Source organism: Streptomyces sp. NBC_01474, assembly GCF_035918215.1.
In the GTDB taxonomy this organism is placed as follows: Bacteria; Actinomycetota; Actinomycetes; order Streptomycetales; family Streptomycetaceae; genus Streptomyces; species Streptomyces aureus.
Genome location: NZ_CP109449.1, coordinates 8,465,689 through 8,487,675, shown reverse-complemented (window position 1 = coordinate 8,487,675; position 21,987 = coordinate 8,465,689). Strand labels below are relative to the sequence as shown.

General features: G+C 72.0%; 25 protein-coding genes. 11 read left to right on the top strand and 14 right to left on the bottom strand.

Annotated features, from left to right (window positions below; translation table 11 throughout):
* The first annotated feature begins 15 nt into the window (after positions 1 to 15).
* The 3 genes from OG758_RS38775 (at position 16) to OG758_RS38765 (ending at position 1,855) form a co-directional block, all read left to right on the top strand.
* Complete coding sequence (locus tag OG758_RS38775) at positions 16 to 432, top strand: BlaI/MecI/CopY family transcriptional regulator (protein ID WP_266566889.1); 417 nt, start codon at positions 16 to 18, stop codon at positions 430 to 432.
* Between the two features lie 8 nt (positions 433 to 440).
* Positions 441 to 1,370 (top strand): M56 family metallopeptidase, encoded by a 930-nt coding sequence (locus OG758_RS38770; RefSeq protein WP_326714138.1) that lies wholly within the window; start codon positions 441 to 443, stop codon positions 1,368 to 1,370.
* A gap of 77 nt (positions 1,371 to 1,447) precedes the next feature.
* Positions 1,448 to 1,855: a CoA-binding protein gene (locus OG758_RS38765; protein WP_326714137.1), complete on the top strand. Its 408-nt coding sequence runs from the start codon at positions 1,448 to 1,450 to the stop codon at positions 1,853 to 1,855.
* 39 nt (positions 1,856 to 1,894) lie between these two features.
* Here OG758_RS38765 and OG758_RS38760 read toward each other — a convergent pair whose 3' ends face one another.
* The 4 genes from OG758_RS38760 to OG758_RS38745 all read right to left on the bottom strand — a co-directional run bounded on the left by OG758_RS38760 (position 1,895) and on the right by OG758_RS38745 (position 4,887).
* On the bottom strand, positions 1,895 to 2,665 hold the full coding sequence (locus tag OG758_RS38760; protein WP_326714136.1) for a cupin: 771 nt from the start codon (positions 2,663 to 2,665) through the stop codon (positions 1,895 to 1,897).
* A 99-nt stretch (positions 2,666 to 2,764) separates the two neighbouring features.
* A complete protein-coding gene (locus OG758_RS38755) occupies positions 2,765 to 3,604 on the bottom strand; it encodes a hypothetical protein (RefSeq protein WP_326714135.1) in 840 nt (279 codons plus the stop codon).
* Between the two features lie 109 nt (positions 3,605 to 3,713).
* A complete protein-coding gene (locus OG758_RS38750; RefSeq protein ID WP_326714134.1) occupies positions 3,714 to 4,271 on the bottom strand; it encodes a YbaK/EbsC family protein in 558 nt (185 codons plus the stop codon).
* A 43-nt stretch (positions 4,272 to 4,314) separates the two neighbouring features.
* Positions 4,315 to 4,887 (bottom strand): helix-turn-helix domain-containing protein, encoded by a 573-nt coding sequence (locus OG758_RS38745; protein ID WP_326714133.1) that lies wholly within the window; start codon positions 4,885 to 4,887, stop codon positions 4,315 to 4,317.
* A 103-nt stretch (positions 4,888 to 4,990) separates the two neighbouring features.
* Here OG758_RS38745 and OG758_RS38740 point away from each other — a divergent pair, with 103 nt between their 5' ends.
* Positions 4,991 to 5,857: an EamA family transporter gene (locus OG758_RS38740; protein ID WP_326714132.1), complete on the top strand. Its 867-nt coding sequence runs from the start codon at positions 4,991 to 4,993 to the stop codon at positions 5,855 to 5,857.
* 18 nt (positions 5,858 to 5,875) lie between these two features.
* On the opposite strand, the gene OG758_RS38735 is transcribed toward OG758_RS38740, so the two are convergent.
* Positions 5,876 to 6,640: an acyltransferase gene (locus OG758_RS38735; RefSeq protein ID WP_326714131.1), complete on the bottom strand. Its 765-nt coding sequence runs from the start codon at positions 6,638 to 6,640 to the stop codon at positions 5,876 to 5,878.
* A 144-nt stretch (positions 6,641 to 6,784) separates the two neighbouring features.
* On the opposite strand from OG758_RS38735, the gene OG758_RS38730 reads away from it, so the two are divergent.
* Positions 6,785 to 7,318 carry a gamma carbonic anhydrase family protein gene (locus OG758_RS38730; RefSeq protein WP_326714130.1) on the top strand — a complete coding sequence of 178 codons (534 nt, stop codon included), beginning with the start codon at positions 6,785 to 6,787 and terminating at the stop codon, positions 7,316 to 7,318.
* 51 nt (positions 7,319 to 7,369) lie between these two features.
* On the opposite strand, the gene OG758_RS38725 is transcribed toward OG758_RS38730, so the two are convergent.
* The gene (locus OG758_RS38725) at positions 7,370 to 8,005 is read right to left on the bottom strand and encodes a DedA family protein (RefSeq protein WP_326714129.1); all 636 of its coding nucleotides are present in this window, start codon (positions 8,003 to 8,005) and stop codon (positions 7,370 to 7,372) included.
* Between the two features lie 101 nt (positions 8,006 to 8,106).
* The gene (locus OG758_RS38720) at positions 8,107 to 8,559 is read right to left on the bottom strand and encodes a DUF4442 domain-containing protein (protein ID WP_227293497.1); all 453 of its coding nucleotides are present in this window, start codon (positions 8,557 to 8,559) and stop codon (positions 8,107 to 8,109) included.
* Positions 8,560 to 8,631: 72 nt separating this feature from the next.
* Here OG758_RS38720 and OG758_RS38715 point away from each other — a divergent pair, with 72 nt between their 5' ends.
* Positions 8,632 to 9,588 (top strand): hypothetical protein, encoded by a 957-nt coding sequence (locus OG758_RS38715; RefSeq protein WP_326714128.1) that lies wholly within the window; start codon positions 8,632 to 8,634, stop codon positions 9,586 to 9,588.
* A gap of 96 nt (positions 9,589 to 9,684) precedes the next feature.
* The gene (locus OG758_RS38710; protein ID WP_326714127.1) at positions 9,685 to 10,722 is read left to right on the top strand and encodes a hypothetical protein; all 1,038 of its coding nucleotides are present in this window, start codon (positions 9,685 to 9,687) and stop codon (positions 10,720 to 10,722) included.
* 70 nt (positions 10,723 to 10,792) lie between these two features.
* On the opposite strand, the gene OG758_RS38705 is transcribed toward OG758_RS38710, so the two are convergent.
* A complete protein-coding gene (locus OG758_RS38705; protein ID WP_326714126.1) occupies positions 10,793 to 10,954 on the bottom strand; it encodes a hypothetical protein in 162 nt (53 codons plus the stop codon).
* Between the two features lie 206 nt (positions 10,955 to 11,160).
* On the opposite strand from OG758_RS38705, the gene OG758_RS38700 reads away from it, so the two are divergent.
* The gene (locus OG758_RS38700; RefSeq protein WP_326714125.1) at positions 11,161 to 12,471 is read left to right on the top strand and encodes an MFS transporter; all 1,311 of its coding nucleotides are present in this window, start codon (positions 11,161 to 11,163) and stop codon (positions 12,469 to 12,471) included.
* Here OG758_RS38700 and OG758_RS38695 read toward each other — a convergent pair.
* The 4 genes from OG758_RS38695 to OG758_RS38680 all read right to left on the bottom strand — a co-directional run bounded on the left by OG758_RS38695 (position 12,433) and on the right by OG758_RS38680 (position 16,563).
* Positions 12,433 to 13,278 (bottom strand): spermidine synthase, encoded by an 846-nt coding sequence (locus OG758_RS38695; protein WP_326714124.1) that lies wholly within the window; start codon positions 13,276 to 13,278, stop codon positions 12,433 to 12,435. The two genes, OG758_RS38700 and OG758_RS38695, sit on opposite strands and share 39 nt — an antisense overlap.
* A gap of 146 nt (positions 13,279 to 13,424) precedes the next feature.
* Positions 13,425 to 14,264, bottom strand: a complete 840-nt coding sequence (locus OG758_RS38690; RefSeq protein ID WP_326714123.1) for a patatin-like phospholipase family protein — start codon at positions 14,262 to 14,264, stop codon at positions 13,425 to 13,427.
* A gap of 88 nt (positions 14,265 to 14,352) precedes the next feature.
* A complete protein-coding gene (gene tuf / locus OG758_RS38685) occupies positions 14,353 to 15,531 on the bottom strand; it encodes an elongation factor Tu (protein ID WP_326714122.1) in 1,179 nt (392 codons plus the stop codon).
* A gap of 327 nt (positions 15,532 to 15,858) precedes the next feature.
* Complete coding sequence (locus OG758_RS38680) at positions 15,859 to 16,563, bottom strand: DNA alkylation repair protein (RefSeq protein ID WP_326714121.1); 705 nt, start codon at positions 16,561 to 16,563, stop codon at positions 15,859 to 15,861.
* A 50-nt stretch (positions 16,564 to 16,613) separates the two neighbouring features.
* On the opposite strand from OG758_RS38680, the gene OG758_RS38675 reads away from it, so the two are divergent.
* Positions 16,614 to 17,339, top strand: coding sequence for a TVP38/TMEM64 family protein (locus tag OG758_RS38675; protein WP_326714120.1), 726 nt, complete (start codon positions 16,614 to 16,616; stop codon positions 17,337 to 17,339).
* 33 nt (positions 17,340 to 17,372) lie between these two features.
* Here OG758_RS38675 and OG758_RS38670 read toward each other — a convergent pair whose 3' ends face one another.
* Positions 17,373 to 18,542, bottom strand: a complete 1,170-nt coding sequence (locus OG758_RS38670; RefSeq protein ID WP_326714119.1) for a thiolase family protein — start codon at positions 18,540 to 18,542, stop codon at positions 17,373 to 17,375.
* Positions 18,543 to 18,661: 119 nt separating this feature from the next.
* Between OG758_RS38670 and OG758_RS38665 the strand changes: the two genes are divergently transcribed.
* Positions 18,662 to 19,132, top strand: a complete 471-nt coding sequence (locus OG758_RS38665) for a winged helix-turn-helix transcriptional regulator (RefSeq protein WP_326714118.1) — start codon at positions 18,662 to 18,664, stop codon at positions 19,130 to 19,132.
* 193 nt (positions 19,133 to 19,325) lie between these two features.
* Positions 19,326 to 20,201 (top strand): undecaprenyl-diphosphate phosphatase, encoded by an 876-nt coding sequence (locus OG758_RS38660; RefSeq protein WP_326714117.1) that lies wholly within the window; start codon positions 19,326 to 19,328, stop codon positions 20,199 to 20,201.
* Positions 20,202 to 20,250: 49 nt separating this feature from the next.
* Here OG758_RS38660 and OG758_RS38655 read toward each other — a convergent pair whose 3' ends face one another.
* The gene (locus OG758_RS38655) at positions 20,251 to 21,867 is read right to left on the bottom strand and encodes a TROVE domain-containing protein (protein WP_326714116.1); all 1,617 of its coding nucleotides are present in this window, start codon (positions 21,865 to 21,867) and stop codon (positions 20,251 to 20,253) included.
* Positions 21,868 to 21,987 lie beyond the last annotated feature (120 nt).

The following is a 21,987-nucleotide window of genomic DNA, read 5'->3' as shown; positions in this document are numbered from 1 at the left end:
GGAGGGCGACGGAACATGACGCGGGACGGACACGACGGCCGGCGGCCGCGGCGCCGGGGGCAGGGCGAGCTGGAGGCCCAGGTCCTCTCGGCACTGTGCGAGGCGCCGGGTCCGGTGACGGCGGCCTGGGTCCAGGAACGGGTCGGCGGCGACCTCGCCTACACGACCGTGGTGACGATCCTGACGCGACTCCTCGCGAAGAGCGCGGTGACCCGCGCACGCGAGGGCCGCTCCTTCCTGTGGACGCCGGCTGCCGACGGGGCGGGGCTCGCAGCGCTGCGGATGCGCAAGGTGCTCGACGGCGAGACGAACCGCGAGGCGGTCCTCGCACGCTTCGTCACCGCGCTTCCTCCGGGCGACGAACAACTGCTCCGGGACCTCCTCGAACAGGCGGAACGGCCGGACGAAGCCCCCGGCCCCGGCGAGGGCTGAGCCGGGCGATGGGGGTCTTCGTCTTCCTGCCGCTGGTGCTGCCGCTGACGGCGTGGCCCGTGGCGCGCCTGGCCGAGCAGCATCTCCACCCGCGCACCGCGACCCGTCTCCTGACGGCCGTCGCGGGAGTGATGGCCCTGTGCAGCACGCTGTGCCTGGCGCTGCTCATGGTCGTCGGCACGGCCCAACTGCCCGGAAACCCCCTTCCCGACGGCTGGTCGGACCCCGAGGTGCGGGCGGCCGTGCCGTACGACGGGGTGGCGGGCAGGGCCGCGATCCCCGCCCTCGCCGTCGTGCTCGTGGTCTGTACGCGGGTCGTCGTCCGGCACCACTTGGTGCGGCGCAGGGCCCGGCGGGCGCTCGCCGGGCACGACCGGGGCGTCGCGGTCGTGCCGGACACGGTGCCGTACGCGTATGCCCTGCCCGGTGGCGACCGTGACCGGGTGGTGGTCACGACCGGGCTCCTGGGCGTGCTCACCGGGCCGGAGCGCAGGGCGCTGTTCGCGCACGAGCGGGCCCATCTGGCGGCCCGGCACCATCGTCATCTGCTGGTGGCGCAGTTGGCGGCGCGGGCCAATCCGTTCCTGCTGCCGCTACGCACGGCGGTGGCGTACTCGACGGAGCGGTGGGCCGACGAGGAAGCGGCCCGCTCCGTGCACGACCGCCGCGTCGTGGCCCGTGCGATCGGCAAGGCCGCCCTCGTCTCGCGCGCCGCGCCGGCCCCCACGCTGGCGGGCCTCGCGGCGCCGGGCCCGGTCCCACGCCGGGTCGCGGCCCTCCTGCGCCCGGCCCCGACGGCACACAGCTGGCCACCGGCCGGCACGGGGATCGGCCTCGCGGCGTGGGCGGCGGCCGTGGGCACGGCGGTGTCGGCGATGTCGTCGGCGAACTCGGCGGTGACCATGATCCGCATCCTGCACGACGCCACGTTCCTCTGACCCCGGCCTGGGGGAATCCCGCACGGCACCGCCCTGTTGACCACGGTGAACACCCGTCGACCCCCAGGAGGCAGCGCATGTACGGCGATCAGGAGACGGTCCGCAGGATCCTCACGGAGCTCGGTGACACGTGGGCGGTCGTGGGCCTCTCCTCGAACAGGGCGCGCGCCGCGTACGGCGTCGCCGAGGTCCTCCAGCGCTTCGGCAAGCGCGTCGTCCCGGTCCACCCGAAGGCCGAGACGGTCCACGGCGAGCAGGGCTACGCGTCCCTCGAAGAGATCCCGTTCAAGATCGACGTGGTCGACGCCTTCGTCAACTCCCACCTCGCGGGCCAGGTCGCCGAGGAGGCCCGGTCGATCGGCGCGGAGGCGGTCTGGTTCCAGCTCGGCGTGATCGACGAGGCGGCGTACGAGCGCACGCGCGACGCGGGGCTTGCGATGGTCATGGACAAGTGCCCGGCGATCGAGATCCCCCGCCTGGGCTGAGTCGCTTCACCCCGACAACTGCCGCACGCGAAGGGAAAGTTACCCGTCGCGCTGCGGCAGCGTCATCCCGGGCAGCTCGTACTCGTCGCGGCGGCCGCACATGCCGTAGCCGCCGCGCCGGGTGGGACCCGTGTCGTACGAGGCCGATCCCGTGAGGTAGGAGGGGTCGCCGGATTCGAGGGCCGCGAGCTGGGCGCCGGTGCGCTCGGCAGTGGCCAGCGCGCCGGCCTTCCACAGCTCGCGCCAGGCGGGCACCTTGTCCCGGACGAGGCGCGCCGCGGCCCGCTGGAATTCCAGGTACGGCGCGTCGTCCCCGGCCAACAGCGCCTCGCGCAGCGGCAGATAGCCCTCGACGGCGAGGTCGCGCCGCTGCCGTGCGGCCACCTCCGCCAGGGGTCCCGTCCGCGCCGGGAGTGTCGCGGCGGCGGCGTAGCGCTCGGGATCGGCGAGCACGTCGGGCGGGAAGGTGAAGACGGCGTCCCCGGCCTCGGGCAGACCGCTGTTCTGCATGAGGACGGTGATGCGCAAGCCGCCGCGTTGCACCATCCGGTGCACGGTGCCCGGCGTGAACCACGCCACCGAGCCCGCTTCCAGGGGGACTTCCCGGTAGCCGCCGGGGCTGAGTGTCTGGACGGCTCCGCGTCCGCCGGTGACGACGTAGGCCTCCGTGCACACCAGGTGCAGATGCGGGGTACCGCCGCACACACCGTCGGCGGCCTCCCATTCGTAGGCATTGAGATGGGAGAGGCCGACGGCACCGGGCAGCGGATGTGCGAAGCAGGTCGACGGGAGGTCGGTTTCGGAGGGCATGCGGGGCTCCTCAGCAAGGCCGGGCGGAGCGGGGCGGGGGCGAGCGGGGCAGGCCGTGGAAAGCGCTTGCCCCGAGAGGGAGCCTAAGCGCCACCGTCCTCACTTGCACCCGATCGGCTCGATCGCCCCCGGCCACCGCTCCACGCCACCCCCGGTCCGCACATAGGCGTCGGACCTGTCGGCGGAGAGCCACAGTTGGCGCCGCCCGTCGCGGTACCCGGTGTCCGTGGCCCCGTCCGGCAGCCGGGTCTTCGGCGCGTACGAGGAGTGCAGGAGTTCGCGGGGCAGCGCGTGTTCGGGGTCCCGGAGGAACTGGCGGTCACCGAGGTGGAGGAACTCCACCGACTGCCAGTCGCAGTGCTCGGGCCCGGCCGCGCTGAAGATCTCGGATGCGGGCACCGGACGCCCCTCCCGGTCCTCCCACACCCGGATGTCGAGGTGGGCGCGGTCCCTGCGGGCGAACTCGGACGGATCGCACTGGGCGTACGTCTCCAGACCCCAACCCGGCCTGCGCGGCAGGTCCTTGGCGACGATCACGGCCACGCGGGTACGGCCGCCGACGTCGTACGAGTACAGGACGCGGCGGCCCGCCTCACGCTCGACGCGATAGCCGCGGTGCGGCAGGGACCGGGCGAACTCGTCGGCCACGAGCGCGTTCAGGGCCTCGTCCGGAGAGTCCGCGCCGTCCGACGCGCCCCAGCCGTCGTCCCCGCCGCCGCCCCGGTACGGCTTGCCCGCGCATTCGAGGGCGAGGACGGAGGCACCCCCGACCTGGATGTCGTCCTCGTCACCGTCGATGTCGGGCGCCTTCGCCCGGAGAGGCCCGCGGTAGGGGGCGGCCGGCGAGGAACCGGTCACCACCAGGCCCTCGGGGACTTCCGCGCCGCAGGCCGCAACGGACACCAGCGACCCCGACACCATCGCCAGCACGGCTGCCATCCGAATTCTCATACTTCGCCCCACCCGTTTCTCCGCCCCCGCCCCGCGCCACTGCGCGGAGCCGCTCCTCAGACGCGGCGGCCTCCGGGTTCGTTCGGCCCGGGCGGGGTCAGTTCACGCCGAGCCCTTCGAGGACCACCGCGCCGGGCAGGTCGAGGAACGCCTTGCCCGGCACGATGAGCTTGCCGCGGCGCGTTCCGCTGCCGATCAGGACGTGCGGCCGGTCGACGACCGCCGCGTCCACGAGGAGCGGCCAGTCGGCGGGCAGCCCGATCGGGGTGATGCCGCCGTACTCCATGCCGGTGGCGCCGGTGGCCGTCTCCATCGGGGCGAACGACGCCTTGCGGGCGCCCAGTTGACGGCGCACGACTCCATTGACGTCGACCCGGGTGCCGGAGAGGACCAGGCAGGCGGCGCGGGTCGTCTCGCCGCCGCGCTTGCCCGCGACGACGACGCAGTTCGCAGAGTCCTTGAGCAGCTCCGGGCCGTAGTGCTCGACGAACGTGGCCGTGTCCGCCCAGGCGGGCTCGGTGTCGACATGGATCAGCTGCTCGGCCGGGACCGTGCCGTGCCAGGTGCGTACGGCGTCGGCCACCGGGCCCGTCAGCAGGTCGAGCGCCTCGGGAGCGGGGCGGACGTGGTCGAAGTTTCCGATGGGTGCGCGCATGTCGGCACGCTAACAGCCGTCCGCGGCGGCCGAGTCGGGCGTCTCAGCGTACGGGCGGCACCGACACGGCCATGGTCATCTCCATCGTCTCGGTGCCGTCGTTGCGGTAGGTGTGCGAGGCGTCGGCCTCGAACGAGACGCTGGATCCGGCGGGCACGCGGTACTCGGCGCCGTCCACGACGAGGGTCAGCTCGCCGGCCGTCACATGGAGCAGCTCCACCGTGCCCGCGGGGTGCGGGTCGGAGCCACTGCCGTCGCCGGGCTCCAGGTGCCAGTCCCACATCTCCAGGGGGCCGGGGGCCTCGGTCCCGGCGAGCAGCCGGTTGTAGCTGCCGGCGTCCGTGCTCCACAGCCGTACGGCCTGCTCGGGCGGGACGATGCGGACCTTCGGGCCCTGTTCGTAGTCGAGCAGGGTGGTGATGCTGATGCCGAGCGCGTCACCGATCTTGACCACGGTGCCGATGCTGGGGTTGGTGCGGGCCTGCTCGATCTGGATGAGCATGCCGCGGCTGACTCCGGCGCGCGTCGCGAGACCGTCGAGGGTGAAGCCGCGCTCGGTGCGCCAGCGCTTGACGTTGCGGCCGAGGGACTGGGTCAGCAGGTCGAGGTCCGACACATTCCGTCCAATATTCTGGATGACAGCGTTCAATTCATTGAACTAACGTGTGGTGCAACAAAGCATTCACCGATGTTCACCACACTGTACTGCGAGGCAGACCATGACAGCACTCTTCGCCCTGGCCACCAGCCTCATGTGGGGCCTGGCCGACTTCGGCGGAGGGCTGCTCACCCGACGAACTCCCGCGCTCACGGTCGTCGTGGTCTCGCAGAGCATCGCCGTCGCGGTGCTCGGCGCGATCGTGGCCGCGACCGGCGCCTGGAGCGAGGCGGGACCGCAGCTGTGGTTCGCGGTCGCGGCCGGTCTCGTCGGCCCGGTCGCCATGCTCGCCTTCTACAAGGCGCTCGCCCTCGGCCCGATGGGCGTCGTCTCGCCCCTCGGCTCGCTCGGCGTCACCGTTCCCGTAGCCGTCGGCCTGGTGCTCGGGGAGCGTCCGGGGCTGCTCCAGTTCGCGGGCATCGGCGTGGCCGTCGCAGGGGTGATCCTGGCCGGCGGTCCGCAGTTCGGAGGCGGGCCCGTGCAGCGTCAGGCCGTCCTGCTCACGCTGCTCGCCGCGTTGGGCTTCGGCGCGGTGATGGCCCTGATCGCGGAGGCCTCGACCACCGTGACCGGGCTCTTCCTGGCGCTCTTCGTGCAGCGGGTGACCAATGTGACGGCGGGCGGCACGGCCCTGTACGTGTCCGTGCGGCGCGGCGGCCGGGCGCTTCCCGTGGACGGCGGGACGCAGGTCGTCCGGTCGGCGCTCCCCGCGCTCGCGTTCGTGGGCCTCGCCGACGTGGCGGCCAACGGCACGTACGCGATGGCGGCGCAGCAGGGCCCGGTCACCGTGGCCGCCGTGCTCGCCTCGCTCTACCCCGTCGTGACGGCGCTGGCCGCGCGCGGCTTCCTCGGCGAGCGGCTGCGCGGGGTACAGGCCGCGGGGGCGGGCCTCGCACTGGTGGGCACGGTACTGCTGGCGACGGGTTAGGGCCTGCCCGGACAGGCCCTAGGCGCTCGCGCCCGGCTGGACGCCGTCTTCGAGTTCTTCCAGGCCGGCGAGAGCGAGGAGCTGCTCGGGGGTGACACCTTCGGGGATCGGGGCGGGGGCGGGTGTGCGCAGCGGCGGCTGCCACCCGTTCTCCTCGTCCCAGCTCCGTACGACCCGGGCGGGCGCACCGGCCACGACCGAGTGGTCCGGCACCTCGCCGCGCACGACGGCACCGGCGGCCACCACGACGTTCCGGCCGATCCGCGCGCCCGGCAGGATCACCGCGCCGGTCCCGATCCAGCAGCCGGGCCCGATCTCCACCGGCTCCATGCGCGGCCACTGCTTGCCGATGGGCTGGTGCGGATCGTCGTACGAGTGGTTGGTCGACGTCACGTAGACGTACGGGCCGAAGTAGCAGTCGCTGCCGATCGTCACCGTCGTGTCGGCGATGACATGGCTGCCGCGGCCGAGGACGACGCCGTCGCCGATGCGCAGGATCGGTTCCGTGCCGAGGTCGAGGTCGGGCATCAGGCCCGCGGTCAGAGTGACCTGTTCGGCGACGATGCAGTGCGCGCCGAGGTGGATCCAGGGCTCACCGAAGACCGTGCCCTGCGGGAAGGCCAGCTTGGTGCCGTGGCCCAGGGACCCGAAGCGGTAGCGGCCGGGATGCTCGGCGGTCACCGCGCCCGCGCGCTGCGCGAGGCGCCAGCCCGCCTGCACCGCGCGATGGGCCAGGCGTCCGGTGAAGGCGCGGGATGAGAACGCGTTCCAGGTCTTCGGCACAGCCTCACGTTACTCAGCCGTACGCCACCGCGTGGAGCCGTGGCCTGTGATCTTCGCCCCACGCGGCACGCGCTGGGGGCCGTCCCGTACGGTTCGCTCTGGCGCGACACAGTCGGCGCGGAAGACGGAAGAGGAGACAGATCGATGGGCCAGCAGGCACTCATCACCGGGATCGGCGGCAAGGACCCGGACCTCGACCAGGAGGCGTTCGCCGCGCCGACCTCGGTCGTGATCGGCGAGGTCACCCTGCACTCCGGGGCGAGTGTCTGGTACGGCGCGGTGCTGCGCGCGGACTGCGGCCCGATCGTGCTCGGCGCCGACAGCAACATCCAGGACAACTGCACCGTGCACGTCGACCCCGGTTTCCCGGTGACGGTCGGCGAGCGGGTCTCCGTGGGACACAACGCGGTCCTGCACGGCTGCACCGTCGAGGACGACTGCCTCGTGGGCATGGGCGCCACGGTCCTCAACGGCGCGGTGATCGGCGCCGGATCCCTGGTCGCCGCCCAGGCGCTCGTCCCGCAGGGGATGCAGGTCCCGCCGGGCTCACTCGTCGCCGGGGTGCCCGCCAAGGTGAAGCGGCCACTGACCGACGAAGAGCGTGCGGGCATCACGCTGAACGGCACGCTCTACGTGGAACTGGCGAAGGCACACCGCGCGGCGCACGCGGACGGCTGACAGCTGACAGCTGACAGCTGACGACAATCGTCAGGCGTCAGGCGCCAGGTGTCACTCGGCGGCCGGGACCGGCTGCGCCTCGGCCGCCGCCTTCTTCGCCTTGCGCCTGACGATCAGCATGGAGGCCAGGCCGATCAGCACGGCCGCGGCGAGCCCGTAGTACGAGAACCGCTTGAGCCAGTCCTCGGCGACCACGCCGATGTAGTAGACGACGGCGGTCGTGCCGCCGGCCCAGATGACCCCGCCGAGGAAGTTCGCGATGAGGAACTTCCAGTACGGCATGTGCAGCACGCCCGCGAGCGGGCCCGCGAAGATGCGCAGCAGGGCGACGAAGCGGCCGAAGAAGACCGCCCACATGCCCCACTTCTCGAAGGAGCGCTCGGCGGTCGCGACATGGGCCTCGCCGAAGTGGCGCGGGAACTTGTTGCCGAGCCAGGCCAGCAGGGGGCGTCCGCCCTTGCGGCCGATGGCGTATCCGATGGAGTCGCCGACCACGGCTCCCGCGCTGGCGCAGGCGCCGAGGATGATCGGGTTGACGTCACCCTGCTGCGACGACAGCAGCGCCGCCGAGACCAGGACGATCTCCCCGGGCAGCGGGATGCCCAGGCTTTCGAGCCCGATGACCCCGGCCACCAGGGCATAGATGGCGACCGCCGGTACCGTGTCGAGCCATTCCTGGACGTGCAACGCCGATTCCTCCCGTGACCGTGGGCGGGTGCCCGGCGCACGCTCCCCCGGGTGCGCATGCCGGCCAGCCTACCTGTTCAAGGAAAACGGAGACGTCCGGCTCAGCTGTTGGGGCGCAGCGTCCAGACAACGGTCATTTCCCCGGTCACCGCACCGTCGGCGCGCTGGATCGCGACGGTCACCGGGAACTCGGGGCGCTCCCCCGCGTCGAGCTCGGCGACCACGTCGGCGGCCGGGCGGCCGAGCGTGGCCGTCGCCGTGACGGGGCCCATGGCGAGCTTCTTGTACGCGATGTCTGCGCGCACGGCGAGCGGCACCGCCCGCGAGAGCTGGTCCCCGAAGGCGGCGAGGACGATCGCGCCGCTCGCGGACTCGCCGAGGGTGAACATCGCTCCGGCGTGCGGTCCGCCGACGTGGTTGTGGTACTCGCTCTGGTCCGGCAGGGCCACGACGGCCTTCTCCGGGGTGGTCTCGAGGAATTCGATGTTCAGGGTCCGGGCCATCGGCACGGTGGCGGCGAGCATCTCGCCGATCGACATCTGTTCTGCGCTCATGGTGCGTGATGTTACCCACGAGTAGCGACCTTGGCCATCCTCGGTCCGGCGGTGGCCCTATCGTTGCTCGCCATGTGGCCAGGAGAGCAGGGTCCCGGGGGCGAGCAGAACCCGCAGGGCCGCCAACCGAATCCGTACCAGCAGTCGAACCCGTATCCGCAGCCGTCCGGACATCAGGTCTGGAACGCGCCCACGATTCCCGCCGGTTCACCCCAGGCGTCACCCGAACCTCCGAAGCGCAGACGGACGGCTCTCGTCGCCGTGGTGGCCGCCGCCGCGGTCGTCGTCGCGTCCGTGGTCACCGGGGTCCTCGTCCTCGGCGGCGGCAAGGACAAGAAGGACGACAACGCCGGTCCCGGCCCAACGAAGTCCTCGGCGCCCGCGCCGAGCGCGACCGGCAACCCGCGCGCGGGCGGCGGCGTCGAGCCCACCGTGCACGGCTGGAAGACCGTGGTGAACACCGATCACGGCATGGCGTTCGACGTTCCCTCCACCTGGCTGGTGAAGTCGAACGGCTGGGTCAACTGGGTCTCCAAAGAAGGCGACCCGCGCGAGAAGCCGCTCATCGCCATGAGCAACCCGGCGTTCCTCGAAGAGAAGTGGTGCGTCTCCGACGACGACAAGGACGGCAACGAGGAGGAGTCCTCGCTCGGCGCGACCGGGTCGCGGGGCAACAACGGCGCCAAGAGCACCGAGGACGCCGCCACCAAGGACGCCACGATGTGGGTCTACGGCGCGTACTCGCAGCCCGACAAGAAGAGCATCACCACGAAGCCGGCGGAGTCGTACACCACCGCGTCCGGCCTCAACGGCAGCCTGGTGACCGCCTCTTCGACGGGCGTCGAGCAGAAGAAGCACGGCAAGTGCTCCTCCGACGGCAAGGCCGCCGTGTTCGCCTTCAAGGACGCCGACGGCGACTTCGCGTCCTGGTCGTTCTTCGGGCCCACGGGCGTCAAGGGCGAGGTACCCGACGCGACGGTCAGGAAGATCGTCAGCACCGTGCGGCTCGTGGACGTCAGCGACTCCTGAGACACGGCGCGCACACGCGGCCGCCGGCGAACCGTTGCACGTCCGGTACAGGGCGACGGTGCCGGCGACTGCCGAGGCCTCGTATTGTTGTGCGCCATGTGGCCAGGACAGCAGCCGCCCGGGGGCGAGCAGAACCCGCAGGACCAGAATCCGTACCAGCAGCCGGGGTACCAGCAGCAGCCCAACCCCTATCAGCAGCCGGGCTACCAGCAGCAGCCCAATCCGTACCAGCAGCAGCCCGGGCAGCAGCCTCCGGGGCAGTGGGGCGCTCCCACCGTCCCGCTCGGCGCGCCCCAGCCGCCGAGCGGCAACGGCGGCGGCAACAAGACGAAGATCACCGCGATCGTCGCGGCCGCGGCCGTCGTGGTCGCCGCCGGCGTGACCGGTTTCCTTGTTCTCGGGGGCGACAAGGAGGACAAGGCGGACCCCAAGCCGTCCACGTCCCCCACGAAGTCCGCCTCCAAGGACCCGAGTCCCGACGCGAGCGACGACGTCAACCCGCGCGACCCGGCGAACGCGCCGAAGGCCACCGTCGCGGGCTGGCAGGTCGTCGTGAACCCCAAGTACGGGACCGCGTTCGACGTGCCGGCCGACTGGGCCGTCAAGTCGGACGGCGTGATCACCGGCTTCGACGACGCGAAGGACGACGGCGCCAAGCCCCTCATCACGATGTCCGCACCCGCGTTCCTCAAGGAGAAGTGGTGCACGTCCGACGACGACAAGGACGGCAACGAGGACGACAGCGCCCTCGCCGCGGCGGGCACCAAGGGGCAGAACGGCGCCAAGAACACCCAGGACGTCGCGCGCAACGACTCGGCGTGGTGGGTGTTCGGCGGCTACACCGACCAGAAGAACGCGTCGAAGAAGCTCCTGAAGATCGGTAAGCCGAAGGACTTCACGACCGCTTCCGGCGTCAAGGGCAGCGTGGCGACCACCTTCTCGTCCGGTGTGCCGAAGACCGGCAAGTGCGACACGGACGGCAAGGCCACCGTGTTCGCCTTCAAGAACTCCCAGGGCGACTTCGTCTCCTGGACGTTCTACGGCGCCAAGGGCGTGAAGGACGAGGTCCCCGACGCCACGGTGCAGAAGATCCTCAGCACCGTACGGCTCCAGGGCGACCCCAGCACGCACTGAGCCGCACAAAGGCAGCGTCCGGCCTACCCGATGAAGGGCAGGCCGGACGCTGTGGAGCGGCATGGTCCGATCAGCGCAGGTAGTTCCGGTAGACCCACCTACCGGAGATCTCGTCCTCGGTCACCTTGCAACTGCCGATGCACACCCACGGGTTGCCGGATCCGTTGGTGCAGTCCCAGTAGGCGTGCACCGAGTTGTTCTTGTAGACGTAGTCGATCACGCGCGCGTTCACCGAGAACGAGACGTGGACGGCCGCCTTCCGTATTTCATTCCCTCCTTCAGAACCAACCGGTTCCGGGAGGTGGCAGATTGGTCGCGGACATGACACAAAATCTCCATGATCAATCTACTGGATCGACACGGCCGTGAGCATCAGGTTCGGCCGAGGCGAAAGAATCTCGTTTGGCAAGTCGCCCCCACTGCGGCGATAGTCCCTCAGTGAACTCTGCTGCCGCCTCCCCGCTCAGACCCCGCCGACCCGCGTGGGCGGGCCGCAACTACAGCCTGCTGGCGTTGGCGGCGTTCGTGACGACCCTCGGCAGCAACGGCGCGCTGATCGCGTCCGCGTTCGCGGTGCTCGAGACCGGGGGCGACGGCGGGGACGTCGGCCTCGTCGCCGCGTCACGCACCCTGACGCTCGTCCTGTTCCTGCTCGTCGGCGGAGCCGTCGCCGACCGGCTGCCGCGCCACCACGTGATGGTCGCGGCCAACGCGCTCAACTTCCTCTCCCAGGGCGCCTTCGCGCTGCTCGTCCTGACCGGCAAGCCCGAGCTGTGGCAGATGATGCTGCTCAGCGCGCTGGGCGGCACCGGGCAGGCCTTCTTCAACCCCGCCGCCGAAGGCATGCTGATGTCGTCGGTCGACCGGGAGCAGGCGAGCCGCGCCTTCGCCCTCTTCCGGATGGCGATGTCGGGCGCGGCCGTGGGCGGCGCGGCGCTCGGCGGCGCGATGGTCGCGGTCGTCGGGCCCGGCTGGGTGCTCGCCGTGGACGCGATCGCGTTCGCCGTCGCGGGCGCCCTGCGCTCGTTCCTCGACGTCAGCCACATCGCGCCGCGCGAGCCCGGCGGAGGCCTCCTCGCCGATATGCGGGACGGCTGGCAGGAGTTCATCAGCCGGCCGTGGCTGTGGGGCGTCGTCGCGCAGTTCTCCGTCGTGGTCGCGGTGGTCGGCGCCGCCGACGCGGTCTTCGGCCCGCTGGTGGCGCGCGACTCCCTCGGCGGACCCGGGCCCTGGGGGCTCGCGCTCGGCGCGTTCGGCATCGGGACCGTCGCCGGGGCGTTGCTGATGATGCGGTGGAAACCGCGGCGGCTGCTGCTCGCCGGGACCCTGTGCGTGTTCCCGCTGGCGCTGCCCTCGGCCGCGCTCGCGGTACCGGTGCCTCTCGCCGTGCTGGTCTGCGTGATGTTCGTGAGCGGCGTGACGATCGAGGTGTTCAGCGTCTCCTGGATGACGGCGCTGCACCAGGAGATCCCGGAGGACAAGCTGTCCCGGGTCTCCGCGTACGACTGGTTCGGCTCCGTCGCGATGGTGCCGGTCGCCACCGCGCTCGCGGGCCCCGCGGAGGCCGCCTTCGGCCTGGCCCCCGCGCTGTGGGGCTGCGCGGCGCTCGTCGTCGTCGCGACGGGAGCGGTCCTGTTCGTGCCGGAGGTACGCCGGCTGACGCGCCGCCCCCACACCGCCGGGCAGCCCGCGCCCGCGCCCGAGCTCGTCTCAGCCGATGCCGAAGGAGCCGCCGGGCGGCTCGGGTGACGGCACCGCCTCCTCGTCCCGTACGGGCTTCGCGCTGCCCGTGAAGCGGCGCAGCTGAGCGCCGTGCTCGACGCGGGCCGGGAACGCGTCGGCTGCGGCGCGGCGGGCGAGGGCCGCGATGTCGAGTTCCTCGTGGGAGGCCACGAGGACCGTGTTCCCGAAGCGCCTGCCGCGCAGCACGGCGGGCTCCGCGATCAGCGCGAGATGCTCGAACACCGTTGAGAACGTGGCGAGTTGGGAGCGGAGGAAGGCGAAGGGCGTGCCGTCCGCGAGGTTCGCCGCGTAGACGCCCGTGGGACGCAGGACCCGCTCGGCGGCCTCGGCGTACGCCACGGTGGTCAGATGGGCCGGGACGCGGGACCCGCCGAAGACGTCCGCCACGAGTACGTCGGCGCTGTCGGCGTCGGCCGACTCCAGCCAGGTGCGGGCGTCGGCCCCGTGGACGGTGATCCCTGCGCCGTCCGGGACGGGCAGGTGCTCGGCGACGAGGGCGAGCAGCCCCCGGTCCGCCTCGACCACGTCCTGACGCGATCCTGGCCGCGTCGCCGCCGCATAGCGCGGCAGGGTCAGCGCGCCACCGCCGAGATGCAGCACGTCGAGCGGCTTTCCGGGTTCGCCCGCACAGTCCAGGACATGCCCGAGCCGGCGCGCGTACTCGAATTCGAGGTGTTCCGGCGCGTCCAGATCGACGTACGACTGCGGCGCCCCGTCGACCGTGAGCAGCCAGGCCCTGCGCCGGTCCACGTCGGGCATCAGCTTGGCGGTGCCGTGATCGACGGTCCTGGTCACGGGTATCGGCTCGTCCACGCGTCCATTGTGCCGGGCGGGGGACGGGCGGGGTGGACGGGGCCGCGGGGTAGCCGGCTTACCGGGCGACAGGCGTGCCGGGTGGCATTCACCGGGTGCGCGGCCGGCGGGGGCCGAGTGCCGCACGGCATTCGTCAGGGCGTTGCTCAGCCCCACGCCTCCGCCACGCCCGCCGCGTGCGCCGGCGCCTGTTCCCGGCCCGCGCGGGCCGAGGGGGCGCGGTGTGTCGGGTCGAGGTTGTTGTGGCCCATCGCCCTTCTGGTGGTGCGGTTCGGGGTGATGAGGGTGACCCTCGCTCCGCCCGCGGTGAGGCGTTCCGCCTGGGCGCGGGCCGATTCGAGGGTGCCGCCGCCCGCGGCGATCGGGGCGATGATCACGATGCGGTCGTGGCCTTCGGCGAGGTGCGCGTTGGCCGGGGAGCGGACGCCGCCGTCGATCCAGCGGTCGTCCTCGAAAGTGACCGGCGGCCAGACGCCCGGCACGGCGCAGCTGGCCGCGACGGCGTCGACCAGGCCGACGCCGCCGCCCCGGTCGAGGACACGGAACTCGCCGGTCGTCGCCCGTACCGCCGTCACCAGGAACGGCCGCTCGGGCCAGCGGTGGGAGACGAGCCGCCCCGCGATGACCGCGCGGCGCGTCGCCTCGTCCGGGGTGTCGGCGGCCAGCGCGATCTGCCCCACCTTGCGGCCGAAGTCCTCCGGTGTACGGGAGGAGAGCGCGGCGCGGGCGTGGCGGAGGGTGGCGGCGGCGCTCAGGTGCCCGGCGATCTCCCCCACGGGCGCGGCGAGTTGGCGCTCGTACAGCTCGGCGGGGGTCAGTCTGCCGGAGGTGAGCTGGGCGCCGACGACGGAGCCCGCGGAGGTGCCGATCACGGTGTCGGCGTCCCACAGGTCGGCACCGGCCTCGGCGAGGCCGTGGAGGATTCCGGAGATCCAGCCGATGCCGGAGAGGCCGCCGCCCCCGAGCACGAGTGCCCTGCCCGCCACGTGAGACCTCCCTGCCGGCTCCGGCGTCCAGTGTGGCCGACGTGCGACCGCCCGCCTCCCGCGGGGTGCGGGAGGCGGGCGGTGCGGTTCAGCCGACGGAGCTGACGGTGCCCGCGCCGACGGTGCGCCCGCCCTCGCGGATCGCGAAGCCGAGGCCCGCCTCCAGGGGCATGTCGCGGCCGAGCTCGACCGTCATCGTGACGGTGTCCCCGGGCCGGGCGACGGCGCTCTCGCCGAGGTCGACGTCGCCGACGACGTCCGCGGTCCGCAGGTAGAACTGCGGGCGGTAGCCGGTGGCGACCGGTGTCGTCCGGCCGCCCTCGGCCGCCGAGAGGACGTACACCTGGGCCGTGAAGCGGCGGCTCGGGCTGACGCTGGCCGGGGCCGCGACGACGTCGCCGCGGCGGACCGCGTCGCGGGGCACTCCGCGCAGCAGCAGCGCCACGTTGTCCCCGGCCTGCGCCTCCTCCATGGGCTTGCCGAAGGTCTCCAGTCCGGTGACCACGGTCGCCGCCGCCTCGGTGTCCGCGCCGAAGATCTCGACGCGGTCGCCGACGCGCACCCTGCCCCGCTCGACCGCCCCGGTGACGACCGTGCCGCGTCCGGTGATGGTGAGCACGTTCTCCACCGGCAACAGGAACGGCGCGTCCACGTACCGCTCGGGCATGGGCACATACGTGTCCACGGCGTCGAGCAGCGCGTCGATCGCCCCGGTCCAACGCGGGTCGCCCTCAAGGGCCTTGAGCCCGGAGACCCTCACCACGGGGACGGAGTCACCGCCGTACCCGTGCGCGGAGAGCAGTTCGCGGACCTCGAGCTCGACCAGGTCGGTGAGCTCCTCGTCTCCCGCGTCCGCCTTGTTGAGCGCGACGACGATGTGGTCGACGCCGACCTGGCGGGCGAGCAGGACGTGCTCGGCGGTCTGCGGCATGATCCCGTCCAGCGCGGAGACCACGAGGATCGCCCCGTCGAGCTGCGCGGCCCCGGTGACCATGTTCTTGACGTAGTCGGCGTGCCCGGGCATGTCGACGTGCGCGTAGTGGCGGGTGTCGGTCTCGTACTCGACGTGCGCGATGTTGATGGTGATGCCGCGGGCGGCCTCCTCCGGGGCGCGGTCGATGCGGTCGAAGGGCACGAACGTGCCGGCGCCGCGCTCGGCGAGGACCTTGGTGATGGCGGCGGTGAGGGTCGTCTTGCCGTGGTCGACGTGGCCCATGGTGCCGATGTTGAGGTGCGGCTTGGTGCGCACGTATGCCGTCTTGGGCATGACTGGGTGGTTCCTCCCGGAACGTGTTCCTCAGCGGAACAGGGTGTGATGGCCTCCTTGAAGAGGCGGGGACCCCGGATTCCCACCGACCCTCCCCCTGCGGGGTCCGCCGGAATGTCCGGAGAGGGTCAGCTTCGGGCGCCGTCTGCTGCGGCGGCCAGGAAGACGGCAGCCTTCGCAGCGTCCGCGACTGCGGACGTGGCTGCGGGGAAGGCGTACCGGAACATGACGCCGATCATTGCCGAGGAAGCGGCGCAGGTCGAATGGTTTTCCGGCGGCCCGGGTGGCTCGGCGGGTGGCCCGGTCTGCCGTGGGGCGTAAGGGAGTTCAGGGTCCGATGTTCTTCAGGGCCTCGCGCACCGACAGAGGCGCGAGCCGGTCCCGGTGGGCGGCGACGAAGGAACGTACGGCGTCCGGGTCGGTCTTCGCGTACTCACGCAGGCACCAGCCGATGGCCTTGCGGATGAAGAAGTCGGGATGCGGCGCCTGGCGCAGGCAGTACGCGAAGAGGCGCTCCGTGTCGGTCGTCTCCTTGCGGCGGAGCTGGTGCAGGAGCGCGGTGCGGGCGATCCACAGGTCGTCGTCCTCGATCCACGCGTCCATGTCCTTCGCCAGGCGCGGGTCGGCCGAGACGAGCGCGCCGACGACGTGCGCGGCGAGCAGATCGACGGTGTCCCACCACGGGACCGTCGACACGAGGTGCCGGGCGACGGGCAGGAAGCCGGACGAGCAGCGGCCCGCATGCCGGCGCAGGTAGTCGACCGCGAAGTACGCGTACTCGCGCTCGGGCAGCTCCCAGCAGCGCAGCGCGAGCGCGGTGCAGTCGGTCTCGTCGGGGCGCGGGGCACCGGCCAGGACCGTGCGCGAGAGGGCGCGGCGTACGGGGGTGGTGAGACCGAGGAAGGGAGCCACGTCCTTCATGTACGCGCGCATCTGCCCGGCCCGTTCGGTGTCGGCCGCCGTGGGGTACACGGCGGTGAGCCGCTCCAGCAGAGTGTCGGCCAGCGCGCTGCGCGGGACTGTGACGGTCATGCGACACAACCCTACGGCGAACTTACATGTGGGTCGGTTAGTCTCCCCGGATGCCCGACACCGTCGCGACCCGTCCCGAGGGACTCGCCGCCGCCCGGCCGGCGGGCCTTGCCCTGCGTTGCACGAGAGTTCTGCTGTCACCGTGGTCGCGGCTGTCGCTCCTGGTGGCGCTGCTCGCCTCGGGCGGGGCCATGGTGTTGCTCCTTCAGCCGCAGCGGTTGCTCGCGGACGGCTGGCCACCCCAGATGAGCGGCGGCGCCGCGGTCGTCCTGTTCGGCGTCGCGTACGGCCTGTGCACGGTGGCCTTCGTTCCGCGGCCGCTGCTGAACCTCGCGGCGGGGCCGCTGTTCGGCTCGCAGCTCGGCACCCTGGCGGCGCTCGGTGGGACGGTGCTCGGCGCCGGGGTGGCGTTCGGGCTCGGCCGGGTGCTCGGCCAGGAGGCGCTGCGGCCCCTCGTACGCGGCCGCTGGCTGAAGGCGGCCGACGGGCAGCTCAGCCGGCACGGCTTCCGGGCGATGCTGGCGGCACGGCTGTTTCCAGGTGTGCCGTTCTGGGCGGCCAACTACTGCGCCGCGGTCTCGCGCATGCGCTGGGCGCCGTTCCTGCTGGCCACGGCGATCGGTTCGGTCCCCAATACGGCGGCGTACGTCGTCGCCGGGGCCAGGGCCTCGACGCCGACGTCGCCCGCGTTCCTGATCGCCATGGGGTTCATCGCGCTGACCGGGCTGGCGGCGGCGGTGGTCGCGTGGTGCAAGCGGCACCGCCTCCGCGGCTGACACGCTCCGGAGACTCGGAGCGCCGCTGACGACTCAGAGCGCTTCGAGGACGGTCGCGTTGGCGAGCCCGCCGGCCTCGCACATCGTCTGGAGTGCGTAGCGTGCGCCGCGGGCGCGCATCGCGTGGACCAGGGTGGTCATCAGGCGGGTGCCGCTGGCGCCGAGCGGGTGGCCGAGTGCGATGGCCCCACCGTGCACGTTCAGCTTCGCCGGGTCGGCGCCGGTCTCCTGGAGCCAGGCGAGGACGACGGCCGCGAACGCCTCGTTGACCTCGAACAGGTCGATGTCGCCCAGCTCGAGACCCGCCCTGCGCAGCACCTTCTCAGTGGCGGGGATGACGCCCGTGAGCATCAGGAGCGGGTCCGAGCCGGTGACGGCGAAGCTGTGGAGGCGGGCGAGGGGGCGCAGGCCGAGCCGGGCCGCGTTCTCGCTCGTGGTGATGAGGACGGCGGAGGCGCCGTCGTTGATGGGGCTCGCGTTGCCCGCGGTCACCGACCAGTCGATCTGCGGGAAGCGCTCGGCGAAGTGCGGATCGTAGTAGGCGGGCTTGAGACCGGCGAGGATCTCGGCGGTGGTGCCGGGGCGCACGGACTCGTCCCGGGTGACGCCTTCGAGGGGCGCGACCTCGGCGTCGAAGAGCCCGTCCGCCCAGGCCCGGGCGGCCTTGCGGTGCGACTCGACGGCGTAGGCGTCCATCAGGTCGCGGGACAGCGACCACTTGGCGGCGATCAGCTCGGCGCTGACGCCCTGCGGGACCAGCCCCTCCGGATAGCGCTCTGCGACGCCGGGACCGAACGGGTCGGCGCCCTCGGGCACGTTCGACCACATCGGCACGCGGCTCATGGACTCCACGCCGCCGGCGATCACCATGTCGTATGCGCCGGAGATCACGCCCTGCGCGGCGAAGTGCACGGCCTGCTGGGACGAGCCGCACTGCCGGTCGACGGTCGTGGCGGGCACGGACTCCGGGAAGCCCGCCGACAGGACGGCGTACCGGGTGGTGTTCATGGCCTGCTCGGCGACCTGGTCGACCGTGCCGCCGATGACGTCGTCGATCTGCGCGGGGTCTATTCCGGCGCGCCCGACGAGGGTGCGCAAGGTGTGGGCGAGGAGTTCGACGGGGTGCACATGAGCGAGCGTCCCGTTCGGTTTGCCCTTCCCGACGGGGGTGCGTACGGCTTCGACGATGACTGCGTCACGCATGGTGCGGGCCTCCTTGGCCGACGGGTCGGTGCCCGGCACCGATTACCAGTGAGTAGGAAAGCTGAACCCACGATAACCCTGTCAGTTGGAAAAACAAACCCTCGCCTACACTGAGGCGCATGCCAGCCGCCAAGGACCCGCGCCCCTGTTCGATCGCCGACACGCTGGCCGTGGTCGGCGAGAAGCACTCGCTCCTGGTCCTGCGCGAGGTGTGCCTCGGCAACGGACGCTTCGACCAGCTGGTGCGCAACATCGGGGCGCCGCGCGACATCCTGGCGACGCGTCTGCGCCGCCTCGTCGACGCCGGCATCCTCAAGAAGGTCGCCTACCAGGAACGCCCGCAGCGCTTCGAATACCGGCCCACCACGGCGGGGCTCGAACTGGAGCCGGTCCTCATGACCCTCATGGCGTGGGGCGACCGTCATCTGCGCGACGACGGCGACCGCCCGATGGTGATCGAGCACACCTGCGGCAGCGAACTGGTCCCCGTCGTGACCTGCTCCGCGTGCGGCGACACCGTCCACCACGAGGACCTCAGCGCCCATCCGCAGGCCCCGGGCTGGACCACGGCGGGCCCGGCGGCGGCGTAGCGCCGTCCGGGTGAAGAGGCCCTGTCATCGTCTCTTCACACAAGGGCGCTACGCTGCCCCACGGCGGGCGCCCTTCCACTTCCGTACCTCTTAACCCGTACGGCCTCGCCCGCCCGTCCGTCCTTCCTCCGTGTCCGCCTCTGGCCTGCGTGTCCGCGGTCAGCTCACGTCAGCACTTGGATCGCGTAACTTCATGTCTTGGTTCGAATCATTCATCCTCGGGCTCGTCCAGGGGCTGACCGAGTTCCTGCCCATCTCGTCGAGCGCGCATCTGCGGCTGACCGCGGCCTTCGCGGGCTGGCACGACCCGGGGGCCGCGTTCACGGCGATCACCCAGCTCGGCACGGAGACGGCGGTGGTCATCTACTTCCGCAAGGACATCGCACGGATCATCTCCGCGTGGTTCCGCTCCCTCACGAACAAGGCGCTGCGCAGCGACCACGACGCGCAGATGGGCTGGCTCGTGATCGTGGGCTCGATTCCGATCGGCGTGCTCGGTGTCGCCTTCAAGGACCAGATCGAGGGCCCGTTCCGCGATCTGCGCCTGACCGCGACGACCCTCATCGTGATGGGCGTCGTCCTCGGTGTCGCCGACCGTCTCGCGGCGCGCGACGAGGTCGGCGGCAAGCACCGCGCGGTGCGGGAGCGCAAGGGGCTCAAGGACCTGAGCGTCAAGGACGGGCTGATCTACGGCGTCTGCCAGGCCATGGCCCTGATCCCCGGAGTCTCGCGTTCCGGCGCGACCATCAGCGGCGGCCTCCTCATGGGGTACACCCGTGAGGCCGCGGCCCGTTACTCGTTCCTCCTCGCGATCCCCGCGGTCCTCGCCTCCGGGGTCTTCGAGCTGAAGGACGCCGGGCAGGACGGCTCCGTCTCCTGGGGCCCGACCGCCTTCGCGACGATCATCGCTTTCGGCGTCGGATACGCAGTGATCGCATGGTTCATGAAGTTCATCTCGACGAAGAGCTTCATGCCGTTCGTGTACTACCGGATCCTGCTCGGCATCGTGCTGATCGCGCTGGTGGCGGCGGGCGTCCTGAGCCCGCACGCCGGGGAGTCGGCGGGCTGACCCCGCCCGGCCCGAGCCTGACGGGACCACCCCTCGCTCGCCTCTCCCGCTACTTCTCCCACGGCCAGCGCGCGTCGCCGCCCCGCTCGATGAGCGGGATCAGGCGGAACGCCTGGTCGGTGAGGCCGCCGAAGGCGTGCCGGTTCGCGCCGCCCGAAGGGGTCGCGCCCACCTTGTATCCGGCCATGTTCCACATGTAGACGGGCACGTCCCTCGGCACGAGCGCGTCGATCTCGGTCTCGGCCATGCCGCCGAAGCCCTCGGCGTTCGACGGGAACCAGCCGGGCCGGGTCTGCTCGTCGGTGACGACGACCACACGGTCGTGCCCGGAGTAGTGCTTCTTCACCGCGGTCGGGATGTCGGTGCCGGAGATCTGCCCGAACCTCTCGACGAGCCGCAGCACACTGCCGCCCCTCCGGAAGTTCAGACGCCGGCTCTCCATCCCGAACTCGACGAGCGTCGGCAGCTCCGCGCGCATGGCGAGCGCGGCGCCGAACACCGCCGCCTGCTCGGCGAGCGGGATGTCCGAGCGGTGCGGCGTCGACCATACGCAGCCGGGAAACATCGACGGCGACCGGTCCACCAGGATCAGCGAACGGCCGGGCAGCGCGGGCACACCGGCCAGCGAGTGCGCGAGCGCCCGCTCCAGAGCGTGCCCCCAGCGCAGCGACGGGGCGTGCTTGTACGCGGCCCAGAAGCGGAACGGGAACATACGCGAGCGACGCACCTCATCCGCGTCGGCGAACCGCGCCGCCACCCGCTGCGCGACCTCGTCCGAGACACCGGCCTCGTCGAAGTTGCGCAGGTTCCGCGCGAGAGCCATCAGACCCATGGACGGGATGATCGCCTCCCACGCCGCCGCGTCCATCGGCCGCTGGAGCCAGCCCGCTAGCGACTCCCACGTCATGGCCGCCTCGGCGAGCCTGCCGGTGTCCGTGGTGAGCAGCGCGTGGCGCTCCTCCACCGGTACGCGCATCAGCCGCTCGCGGGCGCGCAGGGTGCGCAGCCGCTCCGGGATCTCCTCGGCATTGCCGTGCCGGCGGTCGAGGGCGTGCTGGAACAGTTCGCCCTGCCACGGCTTGTCCGTGGCAGGCGCCGGGTGCGCGAGGTTGAGGACGTCACCGAACCGGTAGCCCTTGGAGTCGGTGTCGTACTTGAGGAGCGAGCGCTCGTTGTAGAGCCGCTGGACGGCGTCGGCGATGCCGCGCCTCACCGGCTTCGGCAGGCGCCGGCCGTACCGCGAGGTCCAGTAGCCGAGCAGCTCGCCCGGCTCGTCGGCGCGCTGGAGGACGCTGTCGACGGCCTGACGGGAGTGGCCGGGCTCGCCCGCGTCGATGCGGGCCTTGACGAACTCGGCGGCGCCGACGAGCGCGGCGGTCCGCATGTTCCCCTCGCCGCGCAGCCAGCCGAGCAGGCCCGCGGTCCACTCGGGGTCCTCGACGGCGAGCTGCCGCACGAGGGTGCTGTAGCGGTCGTCGCGGTCGTCCGCGGACTCGTAGAAGGCGTCCGTGGCGACGAGGTTCGAGACGGCGAGCAGGAACAGTTCACTGCGCGTGTCGCGCAGGTATCCGGTCGCGCCCTCGTGCGTGCGCGCCCGCTCGCCCGTCACGGTGGCGATCGGCGACCGGCCCACCGGGCGGGTGCCGCGGGTGTTGAAGCGTGCCATGAGGCGGCCCCTCTCTGTGGAGGGGAGGCACGGCCGTGCGCGCACGCCGAATCGAGGTGCGGCGCTGCTGGGTGCCTCCCGAGATCAAGTCGGCCCGCGGCGTGCGTTCAAAATAAGAAG